The organism is Janthinobacterium sp. 78 (assembly GCF_003096775.1).
Classification (GTDB): domain Bacteria; phylum Pseudomonadota; class Gammaproteobacteria; order Burkholderiales; family Burkholderiaceae_D; genus Janthinobacterium; species Janthinobacterium tructae.
The window spans coordinates 5,363,578-5,387,647 of the sequence record NZ_QENT01000001.1; the positions used below are offsets into that span (position 1 = coordinate 5,363,578).

Consider the following 24,070-nt stretch of genomic DNA (forward strand, 5'->3'; position numbering starts at 1 on the left):
CAGTAGTTCTACGGTATTGCACCGCACCATTTTCAGCGCTATAGTGGAACTGTCTCCTCCAATTCGTTCCCTGAACATTGGATTCAGCCCGCGCTAGTACGCGGGCTTTTTTTTGCCTGCGTTTTCCACGCATCTTCATCTTTCCTTAACTAAATCAAACGATTTAGTTATATCAATCGTTTGAGATATGTGATTAAATCTCCGGCATGATTGAAAAAAACGCCATCCCCACTCCCCACGCCGACGACGGACGCAAGCCCCGTTCCGATGGAGAACAGTCGCGCGAGCGGCTGCTGCATAGCGCCATCCGCCTGTTTGCCGAACAAGGCTACGCCAAGACCTCCACGCGCGAACTGGCGCAGGCGGCCGGCACCAACGCAGCCGCCATCAGCTACTATTTTGGCGACAAGGCGGGCCTGTACCGCGCCGCCTTCGCGCAGCAATCGTCGGACCCGCAAGACAATATCGCCCTGTACGAGCAGCCCCATTTCACCCTGCGCCAAAGCCTGGAAGGCTTTTATGCGCAATTGCTCGCGCCCATGCAGCAGGGCGAGATCGCGCGCGACTGCATGCGCCTGTGGTGCCGCGAAATGCTCGAACCGACGGGTCTGTGGGCACGCGAGATCGACCAGAACATCCGCCCCGAGCACGAGGCACTGACGCGCGTGCTGGCACGCCACCTGGGCGCGCCCGACAACAGCGACGACATGCACCGCCTGGCGTTTTCCATCGCTTCGCTGGCCCTGCAGCACATGGTGGGCACCGAAGTGCTGCAAACCTTGCGTCCGCAATTGCTGGAATCGCCGCACGCCATCGATACCTGGCTGGCGCGCATGACCGACTACGCGCTGGCCATGGCCGACGTGGAGCGCCGGCGCCTGGCCACGCCTCCCTCTCCCCCCACCGCTCAACGACAAGCAGAAGGACCAGCATGACGACTATTCGATGCACCGTTCAACGCGCCCTGACCGCCAGCATCGTGCTGGCGCTGGGCGGCTGCGCCCTGCAGGGTCCGCCCGCAGCCGTGGCCGCCAGCGCACCCGCGCAATGGCAGGCGCCGCTGCCGCACAACGGCAAGGTGACCGACCTGGCCAGTTGGTGGCAGGGCCAGGGTGATCGCCTGCTGGTGGAATTGATCACCGATGCGCAGCAGGTCAGCCCCACCGTCGCCGCCGCCGGCACGCGCATCGTGCAGGCGCGCGCGGACAGCATCGCCAGCGGCGCGGCGCTGGCGCCCAGGCTCGATGCGACGGGCAGCGTGGTGCGCACCAGCCAGCAATCGGCCCAGCCCGGCGGCACCACCTCGCAGGCGGCCTTGCAAGCGTCGTGGGAAATCGATGTGTTTGGCGCCAACCGTGCCACGCGCGATGCGGCGCAGGAGCGCTACGACAGCGCCCGCGCGCTCTGGCATGAGGCCCGCGTCTCGGTCGCCGCCGAAGTGGCGAACCAGTACTACGCCTTGCGCACCTGCCAGCAACTGCAGGCAGTGGCCGAACAGGATGCCGTCTCGCGCCGCGACTCGGCACGCCTGACGGAACTGAGCGCCGGCGCCGGCTTCCAGCCGCCCGCCAACGCCGCCCTGGCCCGCGCCAGCGCCGCCGAAGGCGCCAGCCGCGCCATCGAACAGCGCGCCGCCTGCGATGTGAACATCAAGGCGCTGGTGGCCCTGTCGGCCCTGCCGGAAGAGACGCTGCGCCAGAAGCTGGCAGCCAGCCCCTTTGTTGCGCCCTCGCCCGTGGCGATTGCGCAACTGCCGGCGCAAACCCTGGGGCAGCGTCCCGACATCTACAGCGCCGAACGCGAAGTGGCGGCCGCCAGCTTCGAAGTGCGCGGCGCCCAGGCGCAGCGCTATCCGCGTCTGAGCCTGGCCGGCTCCATCGGCAAAGGCAATATCCGCGCTGGCGGCACCAGCATCACGGCCAGCACCTGGAGCATCGGTCCGCTGGCCGTCAGCCTGCCCATCTTCGACGGCGGCACCCGCCGCGCCCAGGTCGATGCCGCCACGGCGCGCTACGACGAAGCGGTGGTGAAGTACCGCGCCAGCGTGCGCCAGGCCGTGCGCGAAGTGGAAGAAGCCTTGGTCAACCTGGCCAGCACGGACGAGCGCAGCGGCCACGCGAAAACGGCGCTGGAAGGCTACCGCGTGTCGTTCGTCGCCACCGAAGACCGTTACAAGAATGGCCTGGCCAGCCTGATCGAATTGGAAGACGCGCGCCGCACGCGCCTGGCCGCCGAAAACACGGTGGTCAACCTGGAGCGCGAACGCAGTGCCTCCTGGGTAGCGCTGTACCGCGCCGCCGGTGGCGGCTGGAACAGCAGCAGCGCCAACGCCATCGCCAACAATGCCCCCTGACGGATACGACAACATGAAAAAAATGACCTTGAAACCGATGGCGCTCGCGCTGGCCGCCCTTTGCGTGGTGCTGGGCGCCGGCGTGGCCCTGTACTCCCCTTCCTCCACGGCGGCCGACGATGCCAAGGACAAGAACGCGGCACCAAAGCCTGCGCTGACCGTCACCACGGCCAGGCCGCAGACGGCCAGCCTGCCCATCAAGCTGAAGGCCAACGGCAACGTGGCCGCCTGGCAGGAAGCCGTCATCGGCAGCGAATCGAACGGCTTGCGCCTCACCGACGTACGCGTGAATGTTGGCGACGTGGTGCGCGCCGGCCAGGTGCTGGCCGTGTTCTCGAACGACACGGTCAACGCCGACGTGGCGCAGGCGAAGGCTGCCGTGATGGAAGCGGAAGCGAATGCGGCGGAAGCCGCCGCCAACGCCCAGCGCGCCCGCTCGCTGCAAAGCACGGGCGCCATCAGCGCGCAGCAGATCAGCCAGTACCTGACGGCCGAACAGACGGCCAACGCGCGCATTGCCTCTGCCAAGGCGCAACTGGCGTCGCAGCAGCTGCGCCTGAAATACACGCAGGTGGTGGCGCCGGACAGCGGCATCATCTCTTCGCGCTCGGCCACCGTCGGTTCCGTCGTCGGTGCCGGCACGGAGCTGTTCCGCATGATCCGCCAGGGCCGCCTCGAATGGCGCGCCGAAGTGACGGCCACCGAGCTGCTGAACCTGAAACCGGGCACCTTGGCGCAAGTCAAGGCAGCCAATGGCAGCGTTTTGACGGGCAAGGTGCGCATGATCGCCCCTACCGTCGATCCGCAGACGCGTTCCGCCCTCGTGTACGTGGACCTGCCGGCCAGCACTGGCAACAATGCGCCGTTCAAGGCCGGCATGTACGCCAGCGGCGAATTTGAACTGGGCACCTCGGGCGCCCTGACGGTGCCGCAGCAGGCCATTGCCGTGCGCGATGGCTTCAGCTATGTCTTCCGCCTCAATGCCGACCAGCGCGTCAGCCAGATCAAGGTGCAGGCCGGACGGCGCCTGAGCGACCGCATCGAGATTGTAAGCGGCATCACGGCCGACACGACGATTGTCGTCAGCGGCGCCGGCTTCCTCAATGACGGCGACCTGGTACGGAATGTACAGGCACCGGCAGCAGCCAAGCCGGCAGCGGCGAAAAAATAAGGAGAGGCCATGAACTTTTCCTCCCTCTCGATCAAGAACCCGATCCCGGCCATCATGCTGTTCGCGCTGCTGACCCTGGCCGGTCTGCTGGCCTACAAGGCCAATCCGGTGCAGGATTTCCCTGACATCGAACTGCCTATCGTCACCGTCAGCGCGGTGCTGCCCGGCGCCGCGCCGGCCCAGCTGGAAACGGAAGTGGCGCGCAAGATCGAAGACTCCGTCGCCACCCTGCAAGGCGTGAAAAACATCTACACCAAGGTGCTCGATGGCGTCGTCACGGTGACCGTTGAATTCATCCTGGAAAAGCAGATCGCCGAAGCCGTCAACGATGTGCGCGACGCCGTCGCTCGCGTGAAGGCGGACATGCCGGCCGAGCTGCGCGACCCCACCGTCACCAAGGCGTCCACCGCCGGACGCGTGGTGCTGACCTTTATCGCCACGGCGAAACCCGGTGTCGATAATCCGCTCGACTCACCCGACCTGTCCTGGTTCGTCGACAACACGGTGGCCAAGCGCCTCTTGACAGTGCCCGGTGTGGGCGCCGTTACCCGCGTGGGCGGCGTCTACCGCGAGATCCAGGTGGAACTCGACGAGGCGCGCATGGCCGCATTGAAAGTGTCGGCCCTCGACGTCTCGCGCCAGCTGCGTCTGGTGCAGCGCGAAGCGCCTGGCGGCCGGGGCGACATCAGCGGCGCCGAGCAGTCGGTGCGCACCATCGCCACCGTCAAGACGGCCGATGAACTGTCGCGCGTGGAAGTGCCACTGCCGGATGGACGCCATGTGCGCCTGGACCAGGTGGCCACCGTGCGCGACACGGTCGCCGAACCGCGCGCGCTGGCCGAGCAGGATGGCAAGACGGTCGTCGCGTTCGAGGTGTTCCGCACCAAGGGCGCCAGCGAAGTGGCCGTCGCCAAGGGCGCGCGCGACGCCATCGCCGACCTGCAGAAGGAAAACCCCAACGTGGTGCTGCAGCAGTCGATCGACAATGCCTTCCCCGTCGAGGAAAACTTCGAAGGCTCGATGGAGCTGCTGTACGAAGGCGCGCTGCTGGCCGTGCTGGTGGTGTGGTGGTTCCTGCGCGACTGGCGCGCCACGCTGGTGGCCGCGGCCGCCCTGCCCCTGTCGGTGATGCCGGCTTTCCTCGGCATCTACTGGTTCGGCTACACGCTCAATACCGTCACCCTGCTGTCGCTGGCGCTGGTCGTCGGCGTGCTGGTCGACGACGCCATCGTGGAAATCGAGAACATCGAGCGCCATCTGCGCATGGGCAAGTCGCCCATGCAAGCGGCCATGGAAGCGGCCGACGAAATCGGCATGGCGGTGATCGCCACTACCTTCGCGCTGGTGGCCGTATTCCTGCCGACGGCCTTCATGAGCGGCATTCCCGGCCTGTTCTTCAAGCAGTTCGGCTGGACAGCCGTGCTGGCCGTGCTGGCTTCCCTGGTGGTGGCGCGCCTGCTCACGCCGATGATGGCCGCCTACATCCTGAAACCGCTGCCGCACAAGGAAGAACAGGATGGCTGGCTGATGACGCGCTACCTGCACGTGATGCGCTGGTGCCTGAACCACCGCGGCGTCACGGCCATCGCTGCGGCCCTGTTCTTTGTCGGCGCCATCCTGCTGGTACCGCTGCTGCCGACGGGCTTCGTGCCGGCCGCCGACCGCGCACAGACGCAGATCAACCTGGAACTGCCGCCCGGTTCCACCCTGGCCGAAACGCAGGCCGTGGCAGCCATGGCGCGCGACGCGGCCATGCAGACGCCTGGCATCAAGGGCGTCTTCAGTTCGATTGGCGGCGGCTCCAGCGGCGACGCCTTCGCCCCCGGCGCGGCGGCAGAGGCGCGCCGCGCCGTGCTGACCCTGACCACCGTGCACCGCACCGAACGCAAGGAATCGATGGCGGGCCTGGAAACGCAGTTGCGCCACAAGCTCGATACGATCCCCGGCGCCCGCTTCACGGTGGGGCCGCCCGACACGGGCGTCAAGATGCAGCTGGTGCTGCGTTCGGAAGACCCGGTGGCATTGATGGCGGCGGCGCAAAAGGTCGAGCGCGAGCTGCGCGGCCTGAAAGGCATCGGCAACGTCAATTCCAGCGCCTCGCTGGTACGCCCGGAAATCATCGTGCGTCCCGATTTTGCCAAGGCGGCTGACCTGGGTGTGACGGCGGCAGCCATCGGCGAGACGGTGCGCGTGGCCACGGCCGGCGACTACGATACGGACCTGACGAAAATGAACCTGCCCGAGCGGCAAGTGCCGATCCGCGTCAAGCTGCCCAACAGCGTGCGCGCCGACCTGGCCGCCATCGAGCGCCTGAGCGTACCCGGCAAGAATGGTCCCGTGCGCCTGGCGAACGTGGCCAGCGTGACGATGGAAAGCGGCCCGGCACAGATCGACCGTTTGAACCGCAGCCGCAACGTGACGCTCGACGTGGAACTCGGTTCGCGCACCCTCGGCGAATTGAATGAAGAAGCGCGCGCACTGCCGTCGATGAAAAATTTGCCGCCTTCCGTGAAGATCGCCGAACTGGGCGACGCGCAGGAAATGGCTTCGCTGTTTGCCAGCTTCGGCCTGGCCATGCTGATCGGCGTGCTGTGCATCTACTGCGTGCTGGTGCTGCTGTTCAAGGACTTCATGCAGCCGGTGACGATCCTGGCGGCGCTACCGCTGTCGATCGGCGGCGCCTTCGTGGCGCTGCTGATCACGGGCAGCGCCCTGTCGATGCCGTCGATGATAGGCCTGATCATGCTGATGGGGATCGTCACGAAAAACTCGATCCTGCTGGTCGACTATGCGATCCTGGCGCGCCAGGCCGGCATGAACCGCTTCGATGCACTGGTCGACGCCTGCCACAAGCGCAGCCGGCCCATCCTGATGACGACGATTGCCATGGGCGCCGGCATGATGCCGCTGGCGCTGGGCTGGGGTGCCGATCCGAGCTTCCGTTCGCCGATGGCGATTACCGTCATCGGCGGCCTGATCACCTCGACTTTATTGAGCCTGCTGGTGGTGCCGGCCGTCTTCACCTATATCGACGACCTCGAGCACCTGCTCAAGCGCGGCATGGCAAAACTGCGCCGCCAGAAGGCCCCGCTGCGGCGCGATGACAGGGCGGCGCTGGAAAAATAAGCACCGCCATTGTTTGCAAAATCGCCCCCTGCGGGCAAGGAAGCGAGGGACCGGCCGCCAGGCCGCGCTCCCTCGCTTCCATCTATCTGGCATACTGCGCCCATTCTCCATGAACGCAATCTGCCCTGCCTATGAATTACCGCACTCCGCTCGTCCTGCTAATGGTATCCGCACTGCTCGGCGCCTGTTCGGACAAGACCACTCCCGCCAGCGCCGACCTGGCAGCTGACGTGGTAGCCGATGTCCCCGCCGCCGCTGCCGCTGACGATGCCGCATCGGCCGAACACGTGCCGCCACCGGCCGCCACCGCGCCCAAGACGGAAGAGATGAACACGCCGCAGGCGCGCAAGCGCGAGGCGGGCATGATGCGTGCCGTCTTTGGCAAGGACTACCGCGGCGACAGCGACGATGCGCTGGCCGACCTGCCCGATCCGGACAACCACGTCGACAAACTCAGTTATGTCGTCAGTGCCGTCAGCCACAGGCTGCTGCCCGATGGCCGCGCCATCCTGGTGGCAAATGCGGAAACGGCCAACACGGAAGGCACGGCAGAATCGGCGCACGCCTCGCCGGGGCTGTTGAACGTGTTTTTCCTGGCACCCAAGGGTCAGCCGGAAGACGGCCAGTGGCAAGTCGTGAAACGGCTGGAAAACATCGCCGCCCTGGGTTCGTCGGGACAACTCGGCGAAGTCCACTGGATCATGCTGGGTGCGAACAAGCCTGGGCTGGCAATCCGCCACGGCTATACGGGCCAGGGTTACACCATCACGCAACTGGCCCTGTTTGAAATCGGCGACGGCAAAGTGACCTCGCTCGATGGCGGCATGGACCTGTACTCGGACAATATGGGCGCCTGCACGCCGGACATGGACGAGTGCTGGATGGTCGACGGCAAGTGGCGCTTCGCCCCGGCGCGCAATGGCGGCGCCTACGACGACTTGCTGATCGATTTCACGGGTGCATCAGAAAAGATCAAGCCAGGCGTTACGGTCAAACCGGACCAGGACCCGCCGCGCATCGCCACGCCCTTGAATGGCCATGCGCGTTATGGCTTCGATGGCAAGGGATATAAACTGGTTGAGGGCAAAAATACGGTGCCTGGCGTGTAATGAGATCAGCCCCGGGGCCAGCACCGGGGTCAGACCCGCCGGGTCTGACCCCACGCAAGCGAGCTACTTGCGCGCCGCTTCCAGGCGCGCCAGCAGCGGCGCATACATAGCCCGCGTATGGCTGCTCCAGCGGGCCATGGCGCTGTCGATGTCGAGCAGCAGGCGTTCCGACAACACCTTGTCGCCCTGCTGCAGCGCCCAGATCGCACACTCGGCGCGGCAGTCGAAGCTGTTGTAGCGCGTCAGCGCGTCGTCGAATTCCGCCTTCGCCTCCACCTGGCGCCCGCTTTGCGCCAGCGCGCGCGCCGTCAGCAGCGACACCATCTCGGGACGGAAATGCATATCCGTGCGGCGAATGAATTCCAGGTGCGTCAAGGCCTCGGCGCCACGCGCGCATTCCAGGTAGGCGCGTGCCGCGCCCAGGCGAATTTCCAGGTCCGATGAAAACGCTCCCCGCAAGCAGGCTTCATACGTCGATGCCGCTTCCTGCGCATCGCCCGCTTCGAGCAGCGCGCTGGCCAGGCGCATCTGGTTTTGCGCCGTCGGCGTGTACTCGAAGGCGGCCTTCGCCTCACGCAATTCCCGATTCGGATCGAGCACCTGCACGGCCACCGAAGCGACCTTGCGCGCGCCTTGCGGCAGGCGCGAATTGGGCAGGTAGATGGCGAAGAAATACACCACGCTGCCCAGCAGCGGGAACATGAATAAAATGAGCAGCCAGTACAGCTGCTGCCCGTTGCGCACCACGTGAATCGCAAAAAATACCGCGATCAGAATGTGGATGCCTATGCCAAAAATCGTCATGCTGCGACCTCGTTCGTTCGTGATGGGAGCGGCTGGCACCATGCCGCCGCTTTCCCTGCTCAGAATATTACACTGGCCGCGGCAAACGGCCACGCCAGGCACGCTGGCCTATTGCACCTTGGCCGACCAGCCGCCGCCCATGGCCCGGTACAGGTCCACCGAGGCGACGAGGATGCGCGTCTTCAGCTGCAGCAAGCCCACGTCGGCGCTGTACAGGGTACGCTGGGCGTCAAGTTCTTCCAGGTAGGATGCATAGCCATTGCGGTAGCGGTTGTGCGCGATGCGCAAGGTGTCCGCCGCCGTGGCGCGGCGCGCGTCGTTTTCCACGGCTTGCTGCTGCAGCCGGTAGATGGCGCCCAGGCTGTTCTCCGTTTCGGCGAAGGCATTGCGCACCACGTTTTCATACGTGTACACGAGCTGGTCGCGCTGCGCGCCGGCCGCATCCGTCTGCGCCTGCACGCGCCCGCCGTCGAACAGGGGGCCGGCCGCCAGCGCCGTCAGGCGCCACAGGGCCGTCGGCGCATGCAGGAAATCGGTGAGGGTCGTCGCTTGCCCGCCGCCGATGGCCGTCAGCTTGAACGAGGGCAGCAGCTGGTCGCGCGTGGCGGCCAGGCTGGCGTTGGCGGCCGCCAGATTGTGTTCCGCGCGCGCGATGTCGGGCCGCCGGCGCAGCAGTTCGGACGGCAGGCCGGCAGGCACGCCCGGCGCCGCCAGCTCGGCCAGCGGCAAGCCGCGCGCGATGGCACCAGGATTGCCGCCGACGAGGATCGCCAGTGCGTTTTCCTGTTCAAAGATCTGCCGCTGCAGCTGCGGCACCTGCTCGGCCGCTGCATGGTATTCCGATTGCGCCTGCAGCCATTCCAGGCGCGAACTGTAGCCCACCTCGAACTGCTTGCGCGCCAGCTCGCGCGACTGTTCGCGCAGCTGCAGGGTCGATTGCGTCAGCGCCAGCTGCGCGTCGAGTCCGCGCAGATTCAGGTAACTCGTCGCCACGCTGGCGGCGATCGACAGGGCCGCCGCATCGAGGCTGGCCTGTTCGGCGCGGTAACTCTCGCCGGCCGCGTCACTCAGATTGCCCAGCCGGCCCCACACGTCGATTTCATAGCTGGCCTGCAGTTCGGCCTGGAAGATATTCGTCACATACGGCTTGCCGCTCGACGCCAGGGTGCGCGTGCGCGTCGGCGAGCCATCGAACGCCAGGTTCGGCGCGCGGTTCGCATCGGCCTGCGCCAGGCGGGCGCGGTATTCCTGTACGCGGGCGCGCGCCACGCGCAAGTCGCCGTTGCGCGCCAGCGCTTCGCCCACCAGATCACTTAGCACGGGGTCGCCGAAGGCTTGCCACCACAGTTGTTCCACCTGTGTGCCATGCGCGGACACTGCGCCGCCCTCGGCTGGCGCGCGCCAGCCGGACGGCAGTTGCAGGGCCGATGCGGGTTGCGGTGGCGCGTTGGCGGCGCAGCCGGCCAGCGCCAGCACGCCAGCCATCAGCAATAAACGGCGCTTCATGGCTTGGCTTTCGCGGCCGCCTTCTTCGCTGCAGGCGGAGGCGCGGGATTCTCCGCCGAGTCGTTCAGCACGGCGGACGTGTCGACGCTGACCACCACCGACATGCCCGGCACGAGCCGGCGTGCATTCGCCTGCCCCGCATCGATGCGGATGCGCACGGGAATGCGCTGGGCAATTTTGAGGTAGTTGCCCGTCGCGTTATCGGCCGGCAGCACGGAAAATTCCGAACCGGTGGCCGGCGAAATGCGCTCCACCTGGCCCGTCAGCACGGCACCGTCGAGCGCGTCGACGTGGAAGGTGGCGCTCTGCCCTTCCTGCACGCCGTTCATCTGCGTTTCCTTGAAATTGGCGATGACCCACATCTGGCGCGGCACCAGCGCCATCAGCTGCGCGCCCGAATTCACGTACGCGCCCTGGCGCACCGTCACCTGGCCCAATTGTCCATCCGATGGCGCCACGATGCGCGTGTTATCGAGGTCGATCTTCGCCGCCTTGACGGCCGCCTGCGCGTTCGCCACGGCCGCTTCCAAAGCCTGCTTGTTGACCACCACGCTATGCACGCTTTGCTGGGCGATGTCGAGATTGGCGCGCGCCTGCGCCAGCGCGGCTGCCATCTGCGCCTGCGTGGCGCGCGACTGGTCGTGTTCGCGCTGCGACAGCGAACCGTCAGCCACCAGCTGCTCCACGCGATTCAAATCGGCGCTGGCCTTGCGCGCCTGCGCTTCCGCATTCGCCATCACGGCCTCGCTGACGGAAATGCCCGCCTGCGCGCTGGCCTTTTGCTGCGTCCAGTTCGACAGCGCCGCCTGCTGCGCCGCCAGCTGGGCCTGCGCCTGCTCGTAGCGCTGCTGGTAGATGCGGTCATCGATGCGCACCAGCAGCTGCCCTTCCTTCACATCCATGAAATCCTGCACCGTCACTTCCACCACATAGCCGGACAGCTGCGTGCCGATGATGGTCACCTGCCCGCGCACGGTGGCGTTTTCCGTCGTCACGATGGGACTGGTGAACGGCGGCAAACGCCACGCGTACAGCACGATCAGCACGCCCACCAGGGCCACGGCGGCAAAGGCCAGCGCGGACAGCCACTGGTGGCGCCGGTCCGGCTGCGCCATGGAAGGGGCGGCGGGTGTGGGGGCAGTGGGAGGTGCTGGTGGTGTAGTGTTATTTTCTGTCATTGCTCGGTTCCGAATTGGTAATGGGGACGATGGCCATGGCCGTCTGCGCATCGCGCACGGGGCCGGCCAGGCGGCGCGCGCCGGTGGTAATGCGGGTCCAGGACTGGCTGACCAGCATCCACAGCAAGGTGGCGAGGGCGACGCCGGCGATCATCAGAAAGACGTCGTTGTAGGCCAGCACATTGGCTTCGCGCGTGGCGATGGCGCCCAGGCGCGCCACACCCTGGGCGCTGCGCAGGGCGGGGTCCATCAGCACGCCGCCATAGCTTGCGGCACCGGACTGCACGCGCGCGGCCACCTGCGGGTCGAGCATGGTCAGGTGCTCGACCAGGTAACTGGAATGGTATTTTTCGCGCGCCGTCTGGATGGTGCCGACGATGGCCGAACCAAGGAGGCCGCCCAGGTTCTGCGTCATGGTAAACATCACGGAAAAACTCACCAGGTTGCGCGGTTCGGCGATTACGGCGCCCATGCCGGCCACCATGGTGGGGCCGAGGAAATACGTGCCGCCAAAGGCCAGCAGGAACTGGCTGACATACATATTGACGGGGCGCGTCTGGCTGGTGGCGTGCGCGTCGATCAGGGCGCCGGCGGCGATCAGCAGCAGCGCGAACATCAGCGAGCGGTTCAGCGTCTTCGGATTGATCGTCAGCGCGCTGACCACCAACCCTGCCACGCTGCCCAGCAGGACCACGATGAACAGGTGCTGCATCTGGTCCGTGTTCAAGCCCAGCGCCTGCAGGAAGCCGACGGCTCCCGTCGACTCGGACAGCACGATGCGAAACAGCAGCACGGATAAAAACAGCTTGGCGATCTTGCCCGTGGTGAGCCAGCGCGTATTGAGCAGCGGGCGCGCGCGGTTATGCTCGATGGCCAGCGAGGCGGCGATCAGCACGATGGAACACGCCAGGCACACGCCCACCCACTCGGACTCCATCCACCACGCCGTGCGCCCCTGCGCCAGCACGGCGCACAGCAGGGCCACGCCGGGCGCGAACAGGATGAAGGTGAGGAAGTCGAGCGGCTCGAACGTCTGCACGCGGTCGCCCGGAGGCAGCTTCAGGGCCAGCACGCAGCCCAGCGCCAGCAGCGCCAGTCCCAGTTCGAACAGGTACAAGCCATGCCATTCGCCGATCTGCAGCAGTTCGGAAGTGAAGATGCGCGCCAGGGGCAGCGCCAACTGGGCAAAGCCCAGGCCCAGCACCACGCCTTTGAGGCGGTGGCGCGCGGGAAACGCCTGCAAGGTGTAGTACAGCCCCAGCACGCCCAGCGCGCCGCCCACCATGCCATGCGCGGCGCGCACGGCGATCGCCGACGGCAAGGTATTCGCATACAAGTGGGCGAAGGTGACGAGCGCATACAGCACCAGGAACGCTTCCGTAAACAGGCGCAGGCCGAATTGCTGGCGGAACTTCACCAGCAGCAGATTCATGGAGACGATGGTCATCACGTAGGCGGCCGGCAGCCATTGCATCTGGTAGGCATAGGCGGCCAGCGAACCTTGCAGGTTCAGCAGATTGGCCGTCACCAGGCCGTTGCCCAGTCCCCCCGTCAGCGCGACGATCAGGCCGACGATGAAATACGCGACACGCTTGGGCGTCGAATGTTCGGGCATCGATGGCGACCCGGGCAAGGTCGGGCGTTCGCCCGGCCCCCAGGTGCGAGGTGTGTACTTGTCCATGCGGTAATCGCGATCCGGTTTGCTGAAGCCGTTCTTTGCTGGTGTTATAGAAATAGTTGCAAATGAACAGTTCTAGTCAGCAGCATATCACCGCAGGACGTTTTTATTGTTTACATTGTTGCATGGCGTTGCGCAGGCAAGGCAAACAAGGTAAGCAACGGGACCGGCGGGTCCGGCCGCGTTGCTGATGCAGCCACTCACACCCGCGGTGGGTCCGTTTCGCGCGCGAATGCCCGGTGCGCCGTCAGCGCCTTTTTAAAGGCCGCCACGGCTTTCACCACGTCGCCGGACGGTGCGACGATGACGGCGGGATCCGGCTTGCCATCGGGCAGGGCCGCCGGCACACCAGCCTTGTCCAGCAAACCCTTGCCCGCGCCGATGGCCAGCAGCGGCTTGCAGTGGCGGTATTGCAGGCGCAGGAAGTCGAGCGCGTTGGCGTCTTCGCCCAGTTGCTGCACGGCGCCCTGGCCGTCGGGCACCACGACGGCGTCGAACAGCACGGACGGTCCCGCTTCGAGCGAGATTTCCACGTCGAGCGGCGCGCCGCCGCTGGTGTCGACCCGGCCAAGCTGGCTGCCCACCAGACGCGGCACGGCGCCATCGGCCAGCAACGCGGCATAGATATTGCGCACCTGCGCGCCATCGCTGCCCGGCCCCACCAGGATGGCCACGCGCAGGGTATGGATGCCCGTCTTGCCGGGCCGGAAAAAGAGCGACAGCGCTGGCGACGGCGCATACGCGGGCAGCGGCTGCAGGGAGGCGCGCGGCATGGCCGGCGGCAGCGCCAGGCCCAAGGCATCGGCCAGGTCCTGCGCCAGGTCTTCGTCGACATTGCGCAGCATGGCGACGATGCGCTGGCGAATCGCCACCGTCTGCACCTTGCTCAGCTCAAAGCGGAACGCGTGCACAATGTGATCTTGCTCGACGGGCGTCTGGCTGATCCAGAACAGGCGCGCCTGACCATAATGCTCGGCGAATTTCTCGGGCTTGCCGCGCACCTTGTCGCCTTCGGCGGAGGCGGGAAAACTGTTGAAACCCTTCGCGCCTGCCTGGAACGGACAGCCGCCCGCCAGCGAATTGGGTTCGTACGCGACCCGGCCACGGTTGATGGCCTGGCGGTGGATGCCGTCGCGCTGGTTGTTGTGCAGTGGCGCCAGCGGCGCATTGATGGGGATTTCATGAAAATTGGCGCCGCCCAGGCGCGTGATCTGCGTGTCGACGTACGAGTGGATGCGCCCCTGCAGCAGCGGGTCGTTACTGAAATCGATGCCGGGCACGATGTGCGCCGTGCAAAAGGCCACCTGCTCCGTCTCGGCGAAAAAATTGTCAGGATTGCGGTTCAAGACCATTTTCCCGACGGGGACCAGCGGCACCAGTTCTTCGGGAATCAGCTTGGTGGGATCGAGCACGTCGAAGGGAAACGCTTCGGCCTGCGCTTCCGTGAAGACCTGGAAGGCCAGCTCGTACTCGGGATACTCGCCGCACTCGATGGCTTCCCACAGGTCGCGCCGGTGAAAATCGGAATCGGCGCCGCTGATCTTGACGGCTTCATCCCATACGAGGGAATGCGTGCCGGCCATGGGCGACCAGTGAAATTTGCAGAACACGGACTGGCCCTTGGCATTCACCAGACGGAAGGTATGCACGCCGAAGCCCTGCATCATGCGATAACTGCGCGGGATGGCGCGGTCGGACATGGCCCACATCAGCATGTGCGTGATTTCCGGCGACAGCGAAGCGAAATCCCAGAAGGTGTCGTGCGCGCTGGCCGCCTGCGGCATGCCATGGTGCGGCTCGGGCTTGACGGCGTGGATCAGGTCAGGGAATTTCATCGCATCCTGGATGAAGAAGACGGGGATGTTATTGCCGACCAAATCCCAGTTGCCCTCGTCCGTATAAAACTTCACGGCGAAGCCGCGCACATCGCGCGCCGTATCGGTCGAACCGCGTTCACCGGCCACGGTGGAAAAGCGCACGAAGACGGGCGTGCGCTTGCCTGCCTTGGCGAACAGCGCCGCGCGCGTCAGCTTGCTTTGCTCCTTGTAGCATTCGAAGTAACCGTGGGCGGCCGAACCGCGCGCATGCACGACGCGCTCGGGGATGCGCTCATGGTCGAAATGCGTGAGCTTTTCACGCAAGATAAAATCTTCCATCAGGGTGGGACCGCGCAAGCCCGCCTTCAGCGAATTCTGGTTGTCGCCCACAGGCACGCCCTGGTTGGTCGTCAGCACGCAGCCGCTGTCGTCGCTGCGGGCGCCATCGAGGGAAGCGCTGCGCGCGTTCTCGCCCAGCGCGGGCTGGCCAGCGCCCGTCTTCGCAGAAGCTATCGTTTCGCCCGCAGTGCTGGCCGTGGCCAGCGCTTCGCCGGTGGCCACATGCACGCCTTCGACCGGCGTGCGCGCTGCCTCGCCGTACTGGCCGTCCTCCTTGGGATTGACGGCCATGGCGGCAGCCAGTTGCTGGCTGGCAGCGGTTTTTTGCAGCAGCGCGCGGGTCACGTCATTGTCCGCACCCAGACTGTGCGGCGCAGTGCTGTCGGATGGGCCGGACATGCTGCTCAAGATGGAACCCGCACCGTCCGTGGACGGCGTTTTCTTGTTGCTAGCCATGACATCTCCTGTGAGTAGTTTGCCCCGGGAAGCAACGCTACAACTCGCTCATTGAGCGCACGAACAGGGCAATCAAAACAATGATGGGAATAGGTATGCCGATCAACCACAACAAAACGGAGCGCATCATCACGCTCCTTTACTGCTTGCTACTACCTTGTGCACCTTATGCGCGTGGGCGCCGACCCGCCCCGCCATGACGGCGAAGGGAACAGCGCCCACGACAGTACATTTCAGGAAGGCGTAAAACTTATTTGCGCGAACCCAGCAGTTTCGACAGGCCATAACCGGCCGCGGCCGCAATCAGCAGCGACATGGCCGGGCGCTCGCGCACATAACCGCGTCCCGTCTCGCCAGCGCGCTGGCAGGCGGCGCCCAATTGCTTGCCGCGCGCCATCAGGGTTTCGGAAGCCTTGCTGACGGTATCGCTGACCTGGCCGATGCGGTCGCCCACCTGGTCCACGCCGTCATGGGCGCGCGTGGCCATCTTGTCGGCCAGGGGCTGAGCCTGGCTAGCCACCTTGTCGATGGTGCGGTGCAAGTCCTGGCGCGTATCCTGGGTGGTGCCGTTCATATCGGAGCTGGTTTTTTCAATCGCGTTCATGGTGGTTTCCTTTAACAGTGAATAATTTCAACCATGCTCGATGCCGTGACCGAATCATGATTCTCCTCGCTTCAGGGAAAAAGAAGCGGCTAAACGCTGCCGGGCTGAGCCATATCAAATACAGGATCAGCAGCAAGCTGTTGGCACTACTTTAACCGCGCCCGCCGTGCGCCACCGTGCGCTGCCACACCTTGTGACCCAGACTTAAATGCCTGATGGAAATAACAATCTCCGCCGGCCTGGTGAGGCCAGCGGGGAATACAAACATGTATGGATTTTTAACGGGATTTTCCGCATAATTGCGAGAGGCAATATCCATACATATAAACAGAATGTCCAAATCAAAAGCCATACAAGAAGATAGCCAGGCCAGTGCGTGGATCACGCCATTCGCGCAGCACGGCGGCCCGCGCTACCTGCAGATCGCCGACATGCTCGAGCGCGCGCTGTCCGACGGCAGCCTGCGCCCGGGCGACCGCCTGCCGCCGCAGCGCCGCCTGGCCGCCCTGTTCCAGATTGACCTGACGACGGTGACGCGCGCCTACGACGAGGCCAAGCGCCGCAATCTGCTGGAGGGGCACGGCGCGCGCGGCACCTATGTGGCCGCGCCGAAGGTGGAATTGACGCAGATGCTGGACCTGAGCATGAACATCCCGCCGCCGCCTGCGGGCGTGGATTTCGACGACCTGCTGAAACAGGGCGTGGCACAGGTGCTGATGCGCACGGACAGCGATCTGTTGATGAGTTATCACCTGGGCGGCGGCGGCAAGGCCGACCGCGCAGCGGGCGCCGTCTGGCTCGCGCCCATGTTCGACCACGTCGAGGCGGAGCAGGTGGTAGCCTGCCCCGGCGCGCAGGCGGCGCTGGCAGCGCTGATACTGACCCTGAGCCGGCCCGGCGACAGCATATTGACGGAGCCAGCCGTGTATCCGGGCTTGCGCTCGGCAGCGGGACTGCTCAATCGCAAGACCATCGTCGTGGAAACGGACGCGGATGGCATGCTGCCCGATGCGCTGGAAAAAGCCGGCCGCAAGCACCGTGCGCGCCTGGTCTACCTCAATCCCACCCTGCAAAACCCCACCGCACACACCATGCCAGCCGCGCGGCGCCTGGCCATCACGCAGGTGGCCATACGCTGCGGCATGCACATCATCGAGGACGACCCGTACTGGCTGCTGGCCTCGGACGCGCCGCCACCGCTGGCCCATTACGCGCCGGGCAACGTGTCGTATATCGCCACACTGTCGAAATGCCTGGCGCCGGGCTTGCGCATGGCCTACGCGCTGGTTCCCGACGCGCAGCTGCGCGAACGCTTCGTGCAAGCCCTGCGCGCGTTTTCCCTGATGGCCACGCCGCTGACGACGGCGCTGGCGACGCAATGGATACACGACGGCTCCGCGCACGCACTGCTGGCCGGCGTGCGCAGCGAAGCGAACGCGCGCCAGGACGTCATCCGCACGATTCTGACGGGCACCAGCCACCCGCGCAGCAACGGCATCCACGTCTGGTTTTCACTGCCCAGCTACTGGACCTCGCGCGAACTGGCTGCCACCGCCCGCGCCCAGGGCGTGGCCGTGACGGCCTCGGACGCCTTCCACGCCAGCAAACCACCGAACGCCATCCGCATCTCCCTGGGCAGCATCCGCGACCGCGCGCGCCTGGCCAGCGCATTGAAGAAATTATCACTGCTGCTGGCGCACAAGCCGGTGGAGCACCAGGAGTTCGTCATTTAGGCGGTAGATGCGCGCGTCGGCGCAGGCGGGCGGGGAACAAAGCTTCAGACGAAAAAAAACCACCGTTTGTGCGGTGGTTTTTTTCTACTGCGAATACTTGGTGCCGTTGGCCGGAATCGAACTGGCGACCTTCACATTACGAATGTGCTGCTCTACCAACTGAGCTACAACGGCGAAGACCCACATTCTACAAACAATGCACAAAATTTGCTAGTGTCAACGCGAACTTTTTTGCATTTTTTTCGCGGCCCCGCTGCGGGCCGCGGAAAATCGCGGGAAAGTGCGGCTTTTTACTCCGCGTGGTAGGCCGTGACGCGGGCCACTTCGTCTTTCGAGCCAAGGAACACGGGCACGCGCTGGTGCAGCTTGTGCGGGGCGATGTCCATGATGCGCTGCTGGCCGTCGGTGGCCGCGCCGCCGGCTTGCTCGACGATGAAGGCCATCGGGTTCGCTTCATACATCAGGCGCAGCTTGCCCGGCATCGAGGTGTCGCGCAGGTCGGCCGGGTACATGAAGATGCCGCCGCGGTTCAGGATGCGGTGCACGTCGGCTACCATCGAGGCGATCCAGCGCATATTGAAATTGGTGCCGCGCGGGCCCGTGTCGCCGGCCAGCAGTTCGTCGACATAGCGTTTCACGGGTGGATGCCAGTGGCGCGCGTTCGACATGTTGATGGCGAACTCCTTCGTCGTTGGCGGAATCTGCATATTGCTTTGCGTGAGGACCCACGAACCCATTTCCCGGTCCAGGGTAAAGCAGTTCACGCCATTGCCGAAGGTCAGCACCAGCATGGTTTGCGGACCGTACACGGCGTAGCCGGCGGCGACCTGCTTGGTGCCCGCCTGCATGAAGTCCTGCTCGGTCGGCTGCCCCATGCCTTCCGGCGCTTTCAGTACCGAAAAAATGGTGCCGATCGAGACGTTGACGTCGATGTTCGACGAGCCATCGAGTGGGTCGAACAGCAGCATGTATTCGCCCTTCGGATAGCGGTTCGGGATCGGGTGGATCGATTCCATCTCTTCCGACGCCATGGCCGCCAGATGGCCACCCCATTCATTCGCTTCGAGCAGGATCTCGTTGGAGATGATGTCGAGTTTTTTCTGTACTTCGCCCTGCACGTTTTCCGTGTCGGCCGTGCCCAGCACTTCACCGAGCGCACCCTTGCCGACGGCGTGGCTGATGGTCTTGCAGGCACGCGCGACGACTTCGATCAGCAGGCGCAGTTCGGCCGGGATGCTGTTATTCGAGCGCTGCTCTTCAACCAGGTATTGCGTAAGACTGATGCGTTTCATGAATTCCCTTTTGTTTTAATGATTAACCATTGCCCCAAAAAGAAAGGCCGGGGTCGGACCCTGAGGGTCCGACCCCAGTCTCTGCCTGGGGGTGTAAATAATCTGCGCCTAGTTCGCCAATGCCTTGGAAACGACTTCCATCACGTCATTCGACAGGCTGGCCTGGCCGGCGACTTGTTCCAGCGCGTCGCGCATGTGGCTTTGCAGTGCGGGCACGTAACGGCGCCAGCGGTCCATCGAGCGCGCCAGGCGGGCGGCCACTTGCGGGTTCAGGGCGTCGAGTGCGATGACTTGCTCGGCCCAGAACTCGTAGCCGCTACCGTCTGCCGCATGGAACTGCGATGGATTGCCATTGGTGAAATTGAAGATCAGGCTGCGCGCGCGGTTCGGATTTTTCAAGGTGAAGGCCGGGTGCGTCATCAACTGGCGCACGGCTCGCACATCGGTCGTTGGCGCGGCCGCCTGCATGGCGAACCACTTGTCGACCACCAGCGCTTCGTTCTCGAAATCGGTATAGAAGCTGGTCAGCGCCGCCTGCGCATGCGGCAGCGAGCCGGAATGAATCAGCGCCGCCAGCGCTGCGGCGCGGTCGGTCATGTTGCCGGCATTGTCAAACTGCAGCCGCGCCAGGTCCAGCTCCGCCGCCCCGGGCGCGATCAACAGATACGACAGGGCCAGGTTTTTCAACGCCCGCTTGCCGGCCGACAGGGCGTCAGGGCTGTACTCGCCCGGCGTCTGGTTGGCGTGGTATTGCGCCAGCAATTCGGGCTTCAAGGCTGCCGCGATGGTCGTGCGCATGAACTGGCGCGCCGCATGGATCGCCTGCGGATCGACTTGCGCCATGCGCTCGGCGATGATGGTTTCCGACGGCAGGATCAGGGCCAGCTCGCGGAAGGCAGGATCGAGCGTTGCGTCGGCCAGCAAGGCGCGCTGCGCGGCGATAAAGGTCTCGTCCAGCACCAGGGGCTCGCCGGCGGCGACGGCGCCCGTGAGTTTCAGCAGGCGCTCCATGGCCAGGCGCTGGCCCGCTTCCCAGCGGTTGACGGGATCGCTGTCGTGACGGAACAGGTGCAGCAGCTGCGCATCGGTATAGTCGTACTCCAGCACCACGGGCGCGGAAAAGTCGCGCAGCAGCGATGGCACGGGCGCCTCTGCCACCTGGGTGAAGCGGAAGGTTTGCGACGCCTCGGTCAATTCCAGCACGACGCTGGTGGCGCCATGCGATGCCACGCCATCCACGTGCAGCGGCAGGTCGCGGCCATCGGCAGCCAGCAAGCCGACGGTGACGGGAATGTGGAATGGCAGTTTTTTCGGCTGGCCCGGCGTAGCGGGGCAGCTTTGCGCCAGCGTCAGTTCAAACGTCTGGCTGGCAGCGTCGTAGCGCGTGGATGCTTTCACGATGGGCGTGCCGGCCTGGCTGTACCAGCGCTCGAACTGGCTAAAATCGCGGCCATTCGCGTCCGCCATGGCGGCGCGGAAGTCGTCGCACTGCACCGCCTGGCCATCGTGACGCTCGAAGTACAGGTCCATGCCCTTGCGGAAACCGTCGCGGCCCACCAGGGTCTGATACATGCGCACCACTTCGGCGCCTTTTTCGTAGATGGTGACCGTATAAAAGTTATTGATCTCGACGAAGGAATCGGGACGCACGGGATGCGCCATCGGGCCCGCGTCTTCGGGAAATTGCGCCTGGCGCAAGGTGCGCACCTGGTCGATGCGGGTGACGGCGCGGCCCGTGTCCGTGCCGATCATGTCGGCCGAGAACTCCTGGTCGCGAAATACCGTCAAGCCTTCCTTCAGCGACAGCTGGAACCAGTCGCGGCACGTCACGCGGTTGCCCGTCCAGTTATGGAAATACTCGTGGCCCACCACCGCTTCGATGCCGGCGTAATCGACGTCGGTCGCCACGCGCGCATTGGCCAGCACATACTTGGTGTTGAAGATGTTCAAGCCCTTGTTTTCCATGGCGCCCATGTTGAAATCGCCCACGGCGACGATCATGAAACGGTCCAGGTCCAGCTCCAGGCCGAAGCGCTCCTCGTCCCAGCGGATCGAGTTTTTCAGCGACTGCATGGCGTAGTCGGTTTTATCGAGGTTGCCCTCTTCCACCCATACCTGCAGCAGTACTTCACGGCCGGACTTCAGGGTGTAGCGCTCTTCCTGGCACACCAGGCGCGCCGCCACCAGGGCGAACAGGTAGGATGGTTTCTTGAACGGGTCTTCCCACTTGGCGTAATGGCGTCCGTCACCAAGGTCGCCCTCTTCGATCAGGTTGCCATTCGATAGCAGCACCGGATACTTGTCCTTGTCGGCGCGCAGCATGACGGTGTACCTGGCCATCACGTCCGGGCGGTCCGGGAAGAAGGTGATGCGACGGAAACCTTCCGCTTCGCACTGCGTGAAGAAATTGTGGTTCGACACATACAGGCCGGACAACGAGGTGTTGTCCTGTGGCGCCAGTACGGTCTCGATCTCGAGCAGCACGTCGTCCGGCGCCTTGGGAATGGTCAGCATGCCGGCCGTCAGCTTGTATTGCGACGGTTTCAGCACTTTGCCATTCAGGCGCACCATCACCAGTTCGATGTGTTCGCCGTGCAATTCGATGCTGCGACTGGTACTGGCGGGGTTGTGGCGCATGTGGATCCGGCTCGCCACCACTGTGCGGGCGGGATCAAGATCGAAACCAAGTTCGACGCTGTCGACCAGGAAGCTGGGCGGCGTGTAATCTTTGCGGTAAATCGTCTGAGGGCTGTCTGTGCGCATAGGGAATGGGTGGGAGCGGAGGCAAAAACCTATTTTACCAACACCAGCCCCCCGATAGTCGCGATTCGGCTCAGGAATGTTGGATTCCCTTACACGCCGACATACCAGGTAACATTCTGTAATAATGCATGGAAACAAATAGAACTATTCTTATAATACTAAGCGATGAATTGCGTCTACTAACAGGAGATCATGCAATGAAACGATATCTCACCATCATGATGGCCGCATTGACCGTGTTGCTGACCGGATGTGCCACCACCATACGCAGCGATGTGACCGTCTTCCACGAGTGGCCTGCGCAATTGCAGGACAAATCGTATGCGTTTGAAGCGCCAGCGGCGGAAAACGACACGCTGGAATACCGCAGCTACCAGAACCTGGTGCGCGCGGAACTGGCCAAGCACGGCTTCGGTGAAGCTTCCGGCCCTGCCGCAGCCAATTTGCGCGTGGCGATGCAGTTTTCCACCGTCGACTATCCTGAGCGCGTGCTGCAAGCCACCGATCCATTCTGGTATGGCCCCGGCTACTGGCCAAGCCGCTACGGCTATCGCTACGGCGCATGGCCAGGCTATGGCCGCTTCGGCTACAACCCTTACTGGTATGGTCCGATGGATGTCGAGGAAAGCGTGCGCCATAAATACGAACGCGAACTGCGCGTGACGATCAATGACCGCAGCGGCAAGAAACTGTATGACGTGACCGTGCAATCGACCAGCAACAAGCGCGCCACGTCGCAAGTGATGCCGGCCATGGTAGCGAGCGCCTTTGCCGACTTCCCGGGCCAGAGCGGCGTGCCGCGCAAGGTGGAAGTCAAAATAGAGTAACTGAGAGCGCCAGCCAAAACCTACTGCGCGTCACGCTTTGCGGCCGGCGATGCTCACCGTACTAAAGTACGGTTGCGCTTCTCGGCCACAAATCACTGCCGCTCGCTACGGTTTTGTCAGGCGCGAGAAGTCTGGAGTACTTTAAAAAAACCGGCTGGTGCAGCAATGCGCCAGCCGGTTTTTTTCATCTAAGAATAATACGCCTCGGCGGCAAAGGTGAGTGCGCCGATCAGCGCCACGGCCAATAACAGCACGATCAGCAGGCGGCCGAATTTCGGCGCGCCGTCGTTTCCGCTGCCGCCGCTCATGGCACGATGATGGTCGAGCCGGTCGTCTTGCGCCCTTCCAGGTCCGTGTGCGCCTGGGCGATATGGGCCAGATTGTAGCGCTGGTTGATCTCGATTTTGACTTCGCCGCTGCTGACGACGCCGAACAGCGAGGCAGCCATCTCTTCCAGGTTCGCGCGGTTCGACGCATAGCTGAACAAGGCGGGGCGCGTGATGAAGAGCGAACCGCGCGACGCCAGTTCACTGAGGGTGAACGCCGGCACGGGGCCGGACGCGTTGCCGAAGCTGACCATCATGCCCAGCGGCGCCAGGCAGTCGAGCGAGCCCGTAAACGTATCCTTGCCGATGGAATCGTAGACCACGGAGACGCCTTTGCCGCCCGTGATCTCGCGCACGCGCTCGACGAAGTTTTCCGTGTTGTAGTTGATGACGTGGGCCGCGCCGTGCGCCTTGGCCAGCGCCGCCTTTTCATCGGAACCGGCCGTGCCAATCAGGTTCACGCCCAGCACCTTGGCCCACTGGCAGGCGATCAGGCCCACGCCGCCCGCGGCCGCGTGGAACAGGATGGTATCGCCCGCCTTCAGCGCCACCGTGCGGTGGAACAGGTATTGCACCGTCAAGCCTTGCAGCATCATGGCGGCGGCCGTATCGAAACCGATGCGCTCGGGCAGTGCCAGCAGCAGGGCCGCCGGCAAGTTGCGCTGCTGCGCATACGCGCCATTGATGCGCGCCGCATACGCCACCCGGTCGCCGACCTTGATTTCCGTGACGCCCTCGCCCACCGCCTCGACGATGCCCGCACCCTCGACACCGAGGCCATTGGGCAGCGGCTGCGGATACAGGCCCGTGCGGAAATACACGTCGATGAAATTGAGGCCGATCGCCTCGTGTTTCACGCGCGCTTCGCCGGGACCGGGCGGCGGCAGTTCCACATCCACGTATTCCATCACTTCCGGGCCGCCCACGCGCTGTACGCGGATGGCCTTGGTGGTAATCGTTGCGCTCATGCTCATCTCCTTGTCTGGGT

Annotated in this window: 16 protein-coding genes and 1 tRNA gene; 7 read left to right on the top strand and 10 right to left on the bottom strand. The window is 64.5% G+C overall.

The window, feature by feature from the left end:
* Positions 1-206: 206 nt before the first annotated feature.
* From C8C92_RS23630 to C8C92_RS23650, 5 genes are all read left to right on the top strand, one after another.
* On the top strand, positions 207-935 hold the full coding sequence (locus tag C8C92_RS23630) for a CerR family C-terminal domain-containing protein (protein WP_116745396.1): 729 nt from the start codon (positions 207-209) through the stop codon (positions 933-935).
* Positions 932-2,353: an efflux transporter outer membrane subunit gene (locus C8C92_RS23635; RefSeq protein ID WP_243420339.1), complete on the top strand. Its 1,422-nt coding sequence runs from the start codon at positions 932-934 to the stop codon at positions 2,351-2,353. The genes C8C92_RS23630 and C8C92_RS23635 overlap by 4 nt, the downstream gene beginning before the upstream one ends.
* Positions 2,354-2,366: 13 nt before the next feature.
* Positions 2,367-3,524 (top strand): efflux RND transporter periplasmic adaptor subunit, encoded by a 1,158-nt coding sequence (locus C8C92_RS23640; protein WP_116746105.1) that lies wholly within the window; start codon positions 2,367-2,369, stop codon positions 3,522-3,524.
* 9 nt (positions 3,525-3,533) lie between these two features.
* Positions 3,534-6,650, top strand: a complete 3,117-nt coding sequence (locus tag C8C92_RS23645; protein WP_116745397.1) for an efflux RND transporter permease subunit — start codon at positions 3,534-3,536, stop codon at positions 6,648-6,650.
* Positions 6,651-6,781: 131 nt separating this feature from the next.
* Entirely contained in the window at positions 6,782-7,759 is a 978-nt protein-coding gene (locus C8C92_RS23650; protein WP_133250820.1) for a hypothetical protein, read from the top strand.
* 63 nt (positions 7,760-7,822) lie between these two features.
* Here C8C92_RS23650 and C8C92_RS23655 read toward each other — a convergent pair whose 3' ends face one another.
* The 6 genes from C8C92_RS23655 to C8C92_RS23680 all read right to left on the bottom strand — a co-directional run bounded on the left by C8C92_RS23655 (position 7,823) and on the right by C8C92_RS23680 (position 16,141).
* Positions 7,823-8,563, bottom strand: a complete 741-nt coding sequence (locus C8C92_RS23655) for a tetratricopeptide repeat protein (RefSeq protein ID WP_165829529.1) — start codon at positions 8,561-8,563, stop codon at positions 7,823-7,825.
* Positions 8,564-8,671: 108 nt separating this feature from the next.
* On the bottom strand, positions 8,672-10,069 hold the full coding sequence (locus C8C92_RS23660; RefSeq protein WP_116745399.1) for an efflux transporter outer membrane subunit: 1,398 nt from the start codon (positions 10,067-10,069) through the stop codon (positions 8,672-8,674).
* Entirely contained in the window at positions 10,066-11,247 is a 1,182-nt protein-coding gene (locus C8C92_RS23665; RefSeq protein ID WP_165829530.1) for an HlyD family secretion protein, read from the bottom strand. The genes C8C92_RS23660 and C8C92_RS23665 overlap by 4 nt, the downstream gene beginning before the upstream one ends.
* The gene (locus C8C92_RS23670) at positions 11,234-12,928 is read right to left on the bottom strand and encodes an MFS transporter (RefSeq protein WP_207781040.1); all 1,695 of its coding nucleotides are present in this window, start codon (positions 12,926-12,928) and stop codon (positions 11,234-11,236) included. Before C8C92_RS23670 ends, C8C92_RS23665 begins: the two co-directional genes overlap by 14 nt.
* 197 nt (positions 12,929-13,125) lie before the next feature.
* Complete coding sequence (locus C8C92_RS23675; protein ID WP_116745401.1) at positions 13,126-15,537, bottom strand: catalase; 2,412 nt, start codon at positions 15,535-15,537, stop codon at positions 13,126-13,128.
* A gap of 250 nt (positions 15,538-15,787) precedes the next feature.
* The gene (locus C8C92_RS23680; RefSeq protein WP_116745402.1) at positions 15,788-16,141 is read right to left on the bottom strand and encodes a hypothetical protein; all 354 of its coding nucleotides are present in this window, start codon (positions 16,139-16,141) and stop codon (positions 15,788-15,790) included.
* Between the two features lie 332 nt (positions 16,142-16,473).
* Here C8C92_RS23680 and C8C92_RS23685 point away from each other — a divergent pair, with 332 nt between their 5' ends.
* On the top strand, positions 16,474-17,874 hold the full coding sequence (locus tag C8C92_RS23685) for a PLP-dependent aminotransferase family protein (RefSeq protein ID WP_116745403.1): 1,401 nt from the start codon (positions 16,474-16,476) through the stop codon (positions 17,872-17,874).
* 98 nt (positions 17,875-17,972) lie between these two features.
* Here the strand turns inward: C8C92_RS23685 and C8C92_RS23690 are convergent.
* The 3 genes from C8C92_RS23690 to pepN all read right to left on the bottom strand — a co-directional run bounded on the left by C8C92_RS23690 (position 17,973) and on the right by pepN (position 21,929).
* Positions 17,973-18,048 (bottom strand) — tRNA-Thr (locus C8C92_RS23690).
* Between the two features lie 116 nt (positions 18,049-18,164).
* Positions 18,165-19,166, bottom strand: coding sequence for a class 1 fructose-bisphosphatase (locus C8C92_RS23695; protein ID WP_010401051.1), 1,002 nt, complete (start codon positions 19,164-19,166; stop codon positions 18,165-18,167).
* Between the two features lie 108 nt (positions 19,167-19,274).
* Entirely contained in the window at positions 19,275-21,929 is a 2,655-nt protein-coding gene (pepN, locus tag C8C92_RS23700; protein WP_116745404.1) for an aminopeptidase N, read from the bottom strand.
* A gap of 197 nt (positions 21,930-22,126) precedes the next feature.
* On the opposite strand from pepN, the gene C8C92_RS23705 reads away from it, so the two are divergent.
* On the top strand, positions 22,127-22,756 hold the full coding sequence (locus C8C92_RS23705) for a DUF4136 domain-containing protein (protein WP_116745405.1): 630 nt from the start codon (positions 22,127-22,129) through the stop codon (positions 22,754-22,756).
* Positions 22,757-23,060: 304 nt separating this feature from the next.
* On the opposite strand, the gene C8C92_RS23710 is transcribed toward C8C92_RS23705, so the two are convergent.
* Positions 23,061-24,050, bottom strand: a complete 990-nt coding sequence (locus tag C8C92_RS23710) for a quinone oxidoreductase (protein ID WP_116745406.1) — start codon at positions 24,048-24,050, stop codon at positions 23,061-23,063.
* Between the last annotated feature and the right edge of the window lie 20 nt (positions 24,051-24,070).

Coding starts and splice junctions, on each gene's coding strand:
- C8C92_RS23630 (WP_116745396.1), top strand. CDS start 207: ATGATTGAAAAAAACGCCATCCCCACTCCCCACGCCGACGACGGACGC.
- C8C92_RS23710 (WP_116745406.1), bottom strand. CDS start 24,050: ATGAGCGCAACGATTACCACCAAGGCCATCCGCGTACAGCGCGTGGGC.
- C8C92_RS23655 (WP_165829529.1), bottom strand. CDS start 8,563: ATGACGATTTTTGGCATAGGCATCCACATTCTGATCGCGGTATTTTTT.
- C8C92_RS23640 (WP_116746105.1), top strand. CDS start 2,367: ATGAAAAAAATGACCTTGAAACCGATGGCGCTCGCGCTGGCCGCCCTT.
- C8C92_RS23695 (WP_010401051.1), bottom strand. CDS start 19,166: ATGAAACGCATCAGTCTTACGCAATACCTGGTTGAAGAGCAGCGCTCG.
- C8C92_RS23670 (WP_207781040.1), bottom strand. CDS start 12,928: ATGGACAAGTACACACCTCGCACCTGGGGGCCGGGCGAACGCCCGACC.
- C8C92_RS23675 (WP_116745401.1), bottom strand. CDS start 15,537: ATGGCTAGCAACAAGAAAACGCCGTCCACGGACGGTGCGGGTTCCATC.
- C8C92_RS23660 (WP_116745399.1), bottom strand. CDS start 10,069: ATGAAGCGCCGTTTATTGCTGATGGCTGGCGTGCTGGCGCTGGCCGGC.
- C8C92_RS23665 (WP_165829530.1), bottom strand. CDS start 11,247: ATGACAGAAAATAACACTACACCACCAGCACCTCCCACTGCCCCCACA.
- C8C92_RS23685 (WP_116745403.1), top strand. CDS start 16,474: ATGTCCAAATCAAAAGCCATACAAGAAGATAGCCAGGCCAGTGCGTGG.
- C8C92_RS23705 (WP_116745405.1), top strand. CDS start 22,127: ATGAAACGATATCTCACCATCATGATGGCCGCATTGACCGTGTTGCTG.
- C8C92_RS23680 (WP_116745402.1), bottom strand. CDS start 16,141: ATGAACGCGATTGAAAAAACCAGCTCCGATATGAACGGCACCACCCAG.
- C8C92_RS23645 (WP_116745397.1), top strand. CDS start 3,534: ATGAACTTTTCCTCCCTCTCGATCAAGAACCCGATCCCGGCCATCATG.
- C8C92_RS23650 (WP_133250820.1), top strand. CDS start 6,782: ATGAATTACCGCACTCCGCTCGTCCTGCTAATGGTATCCGCACTGCTC.
- C8C92_RS23635 (WP_243420339.1), top strand. CDS start 932: ATGACGACTATTCGATGCACCGTTCAACGCGCCCTGACCGCCAGCATC.
- pepN (WP_116745404.1), bottom strand. CDS start 21,929: ATGCGCACAGACAGCCCTCAGACGATTTACCGCAAAGATTACACGCCG.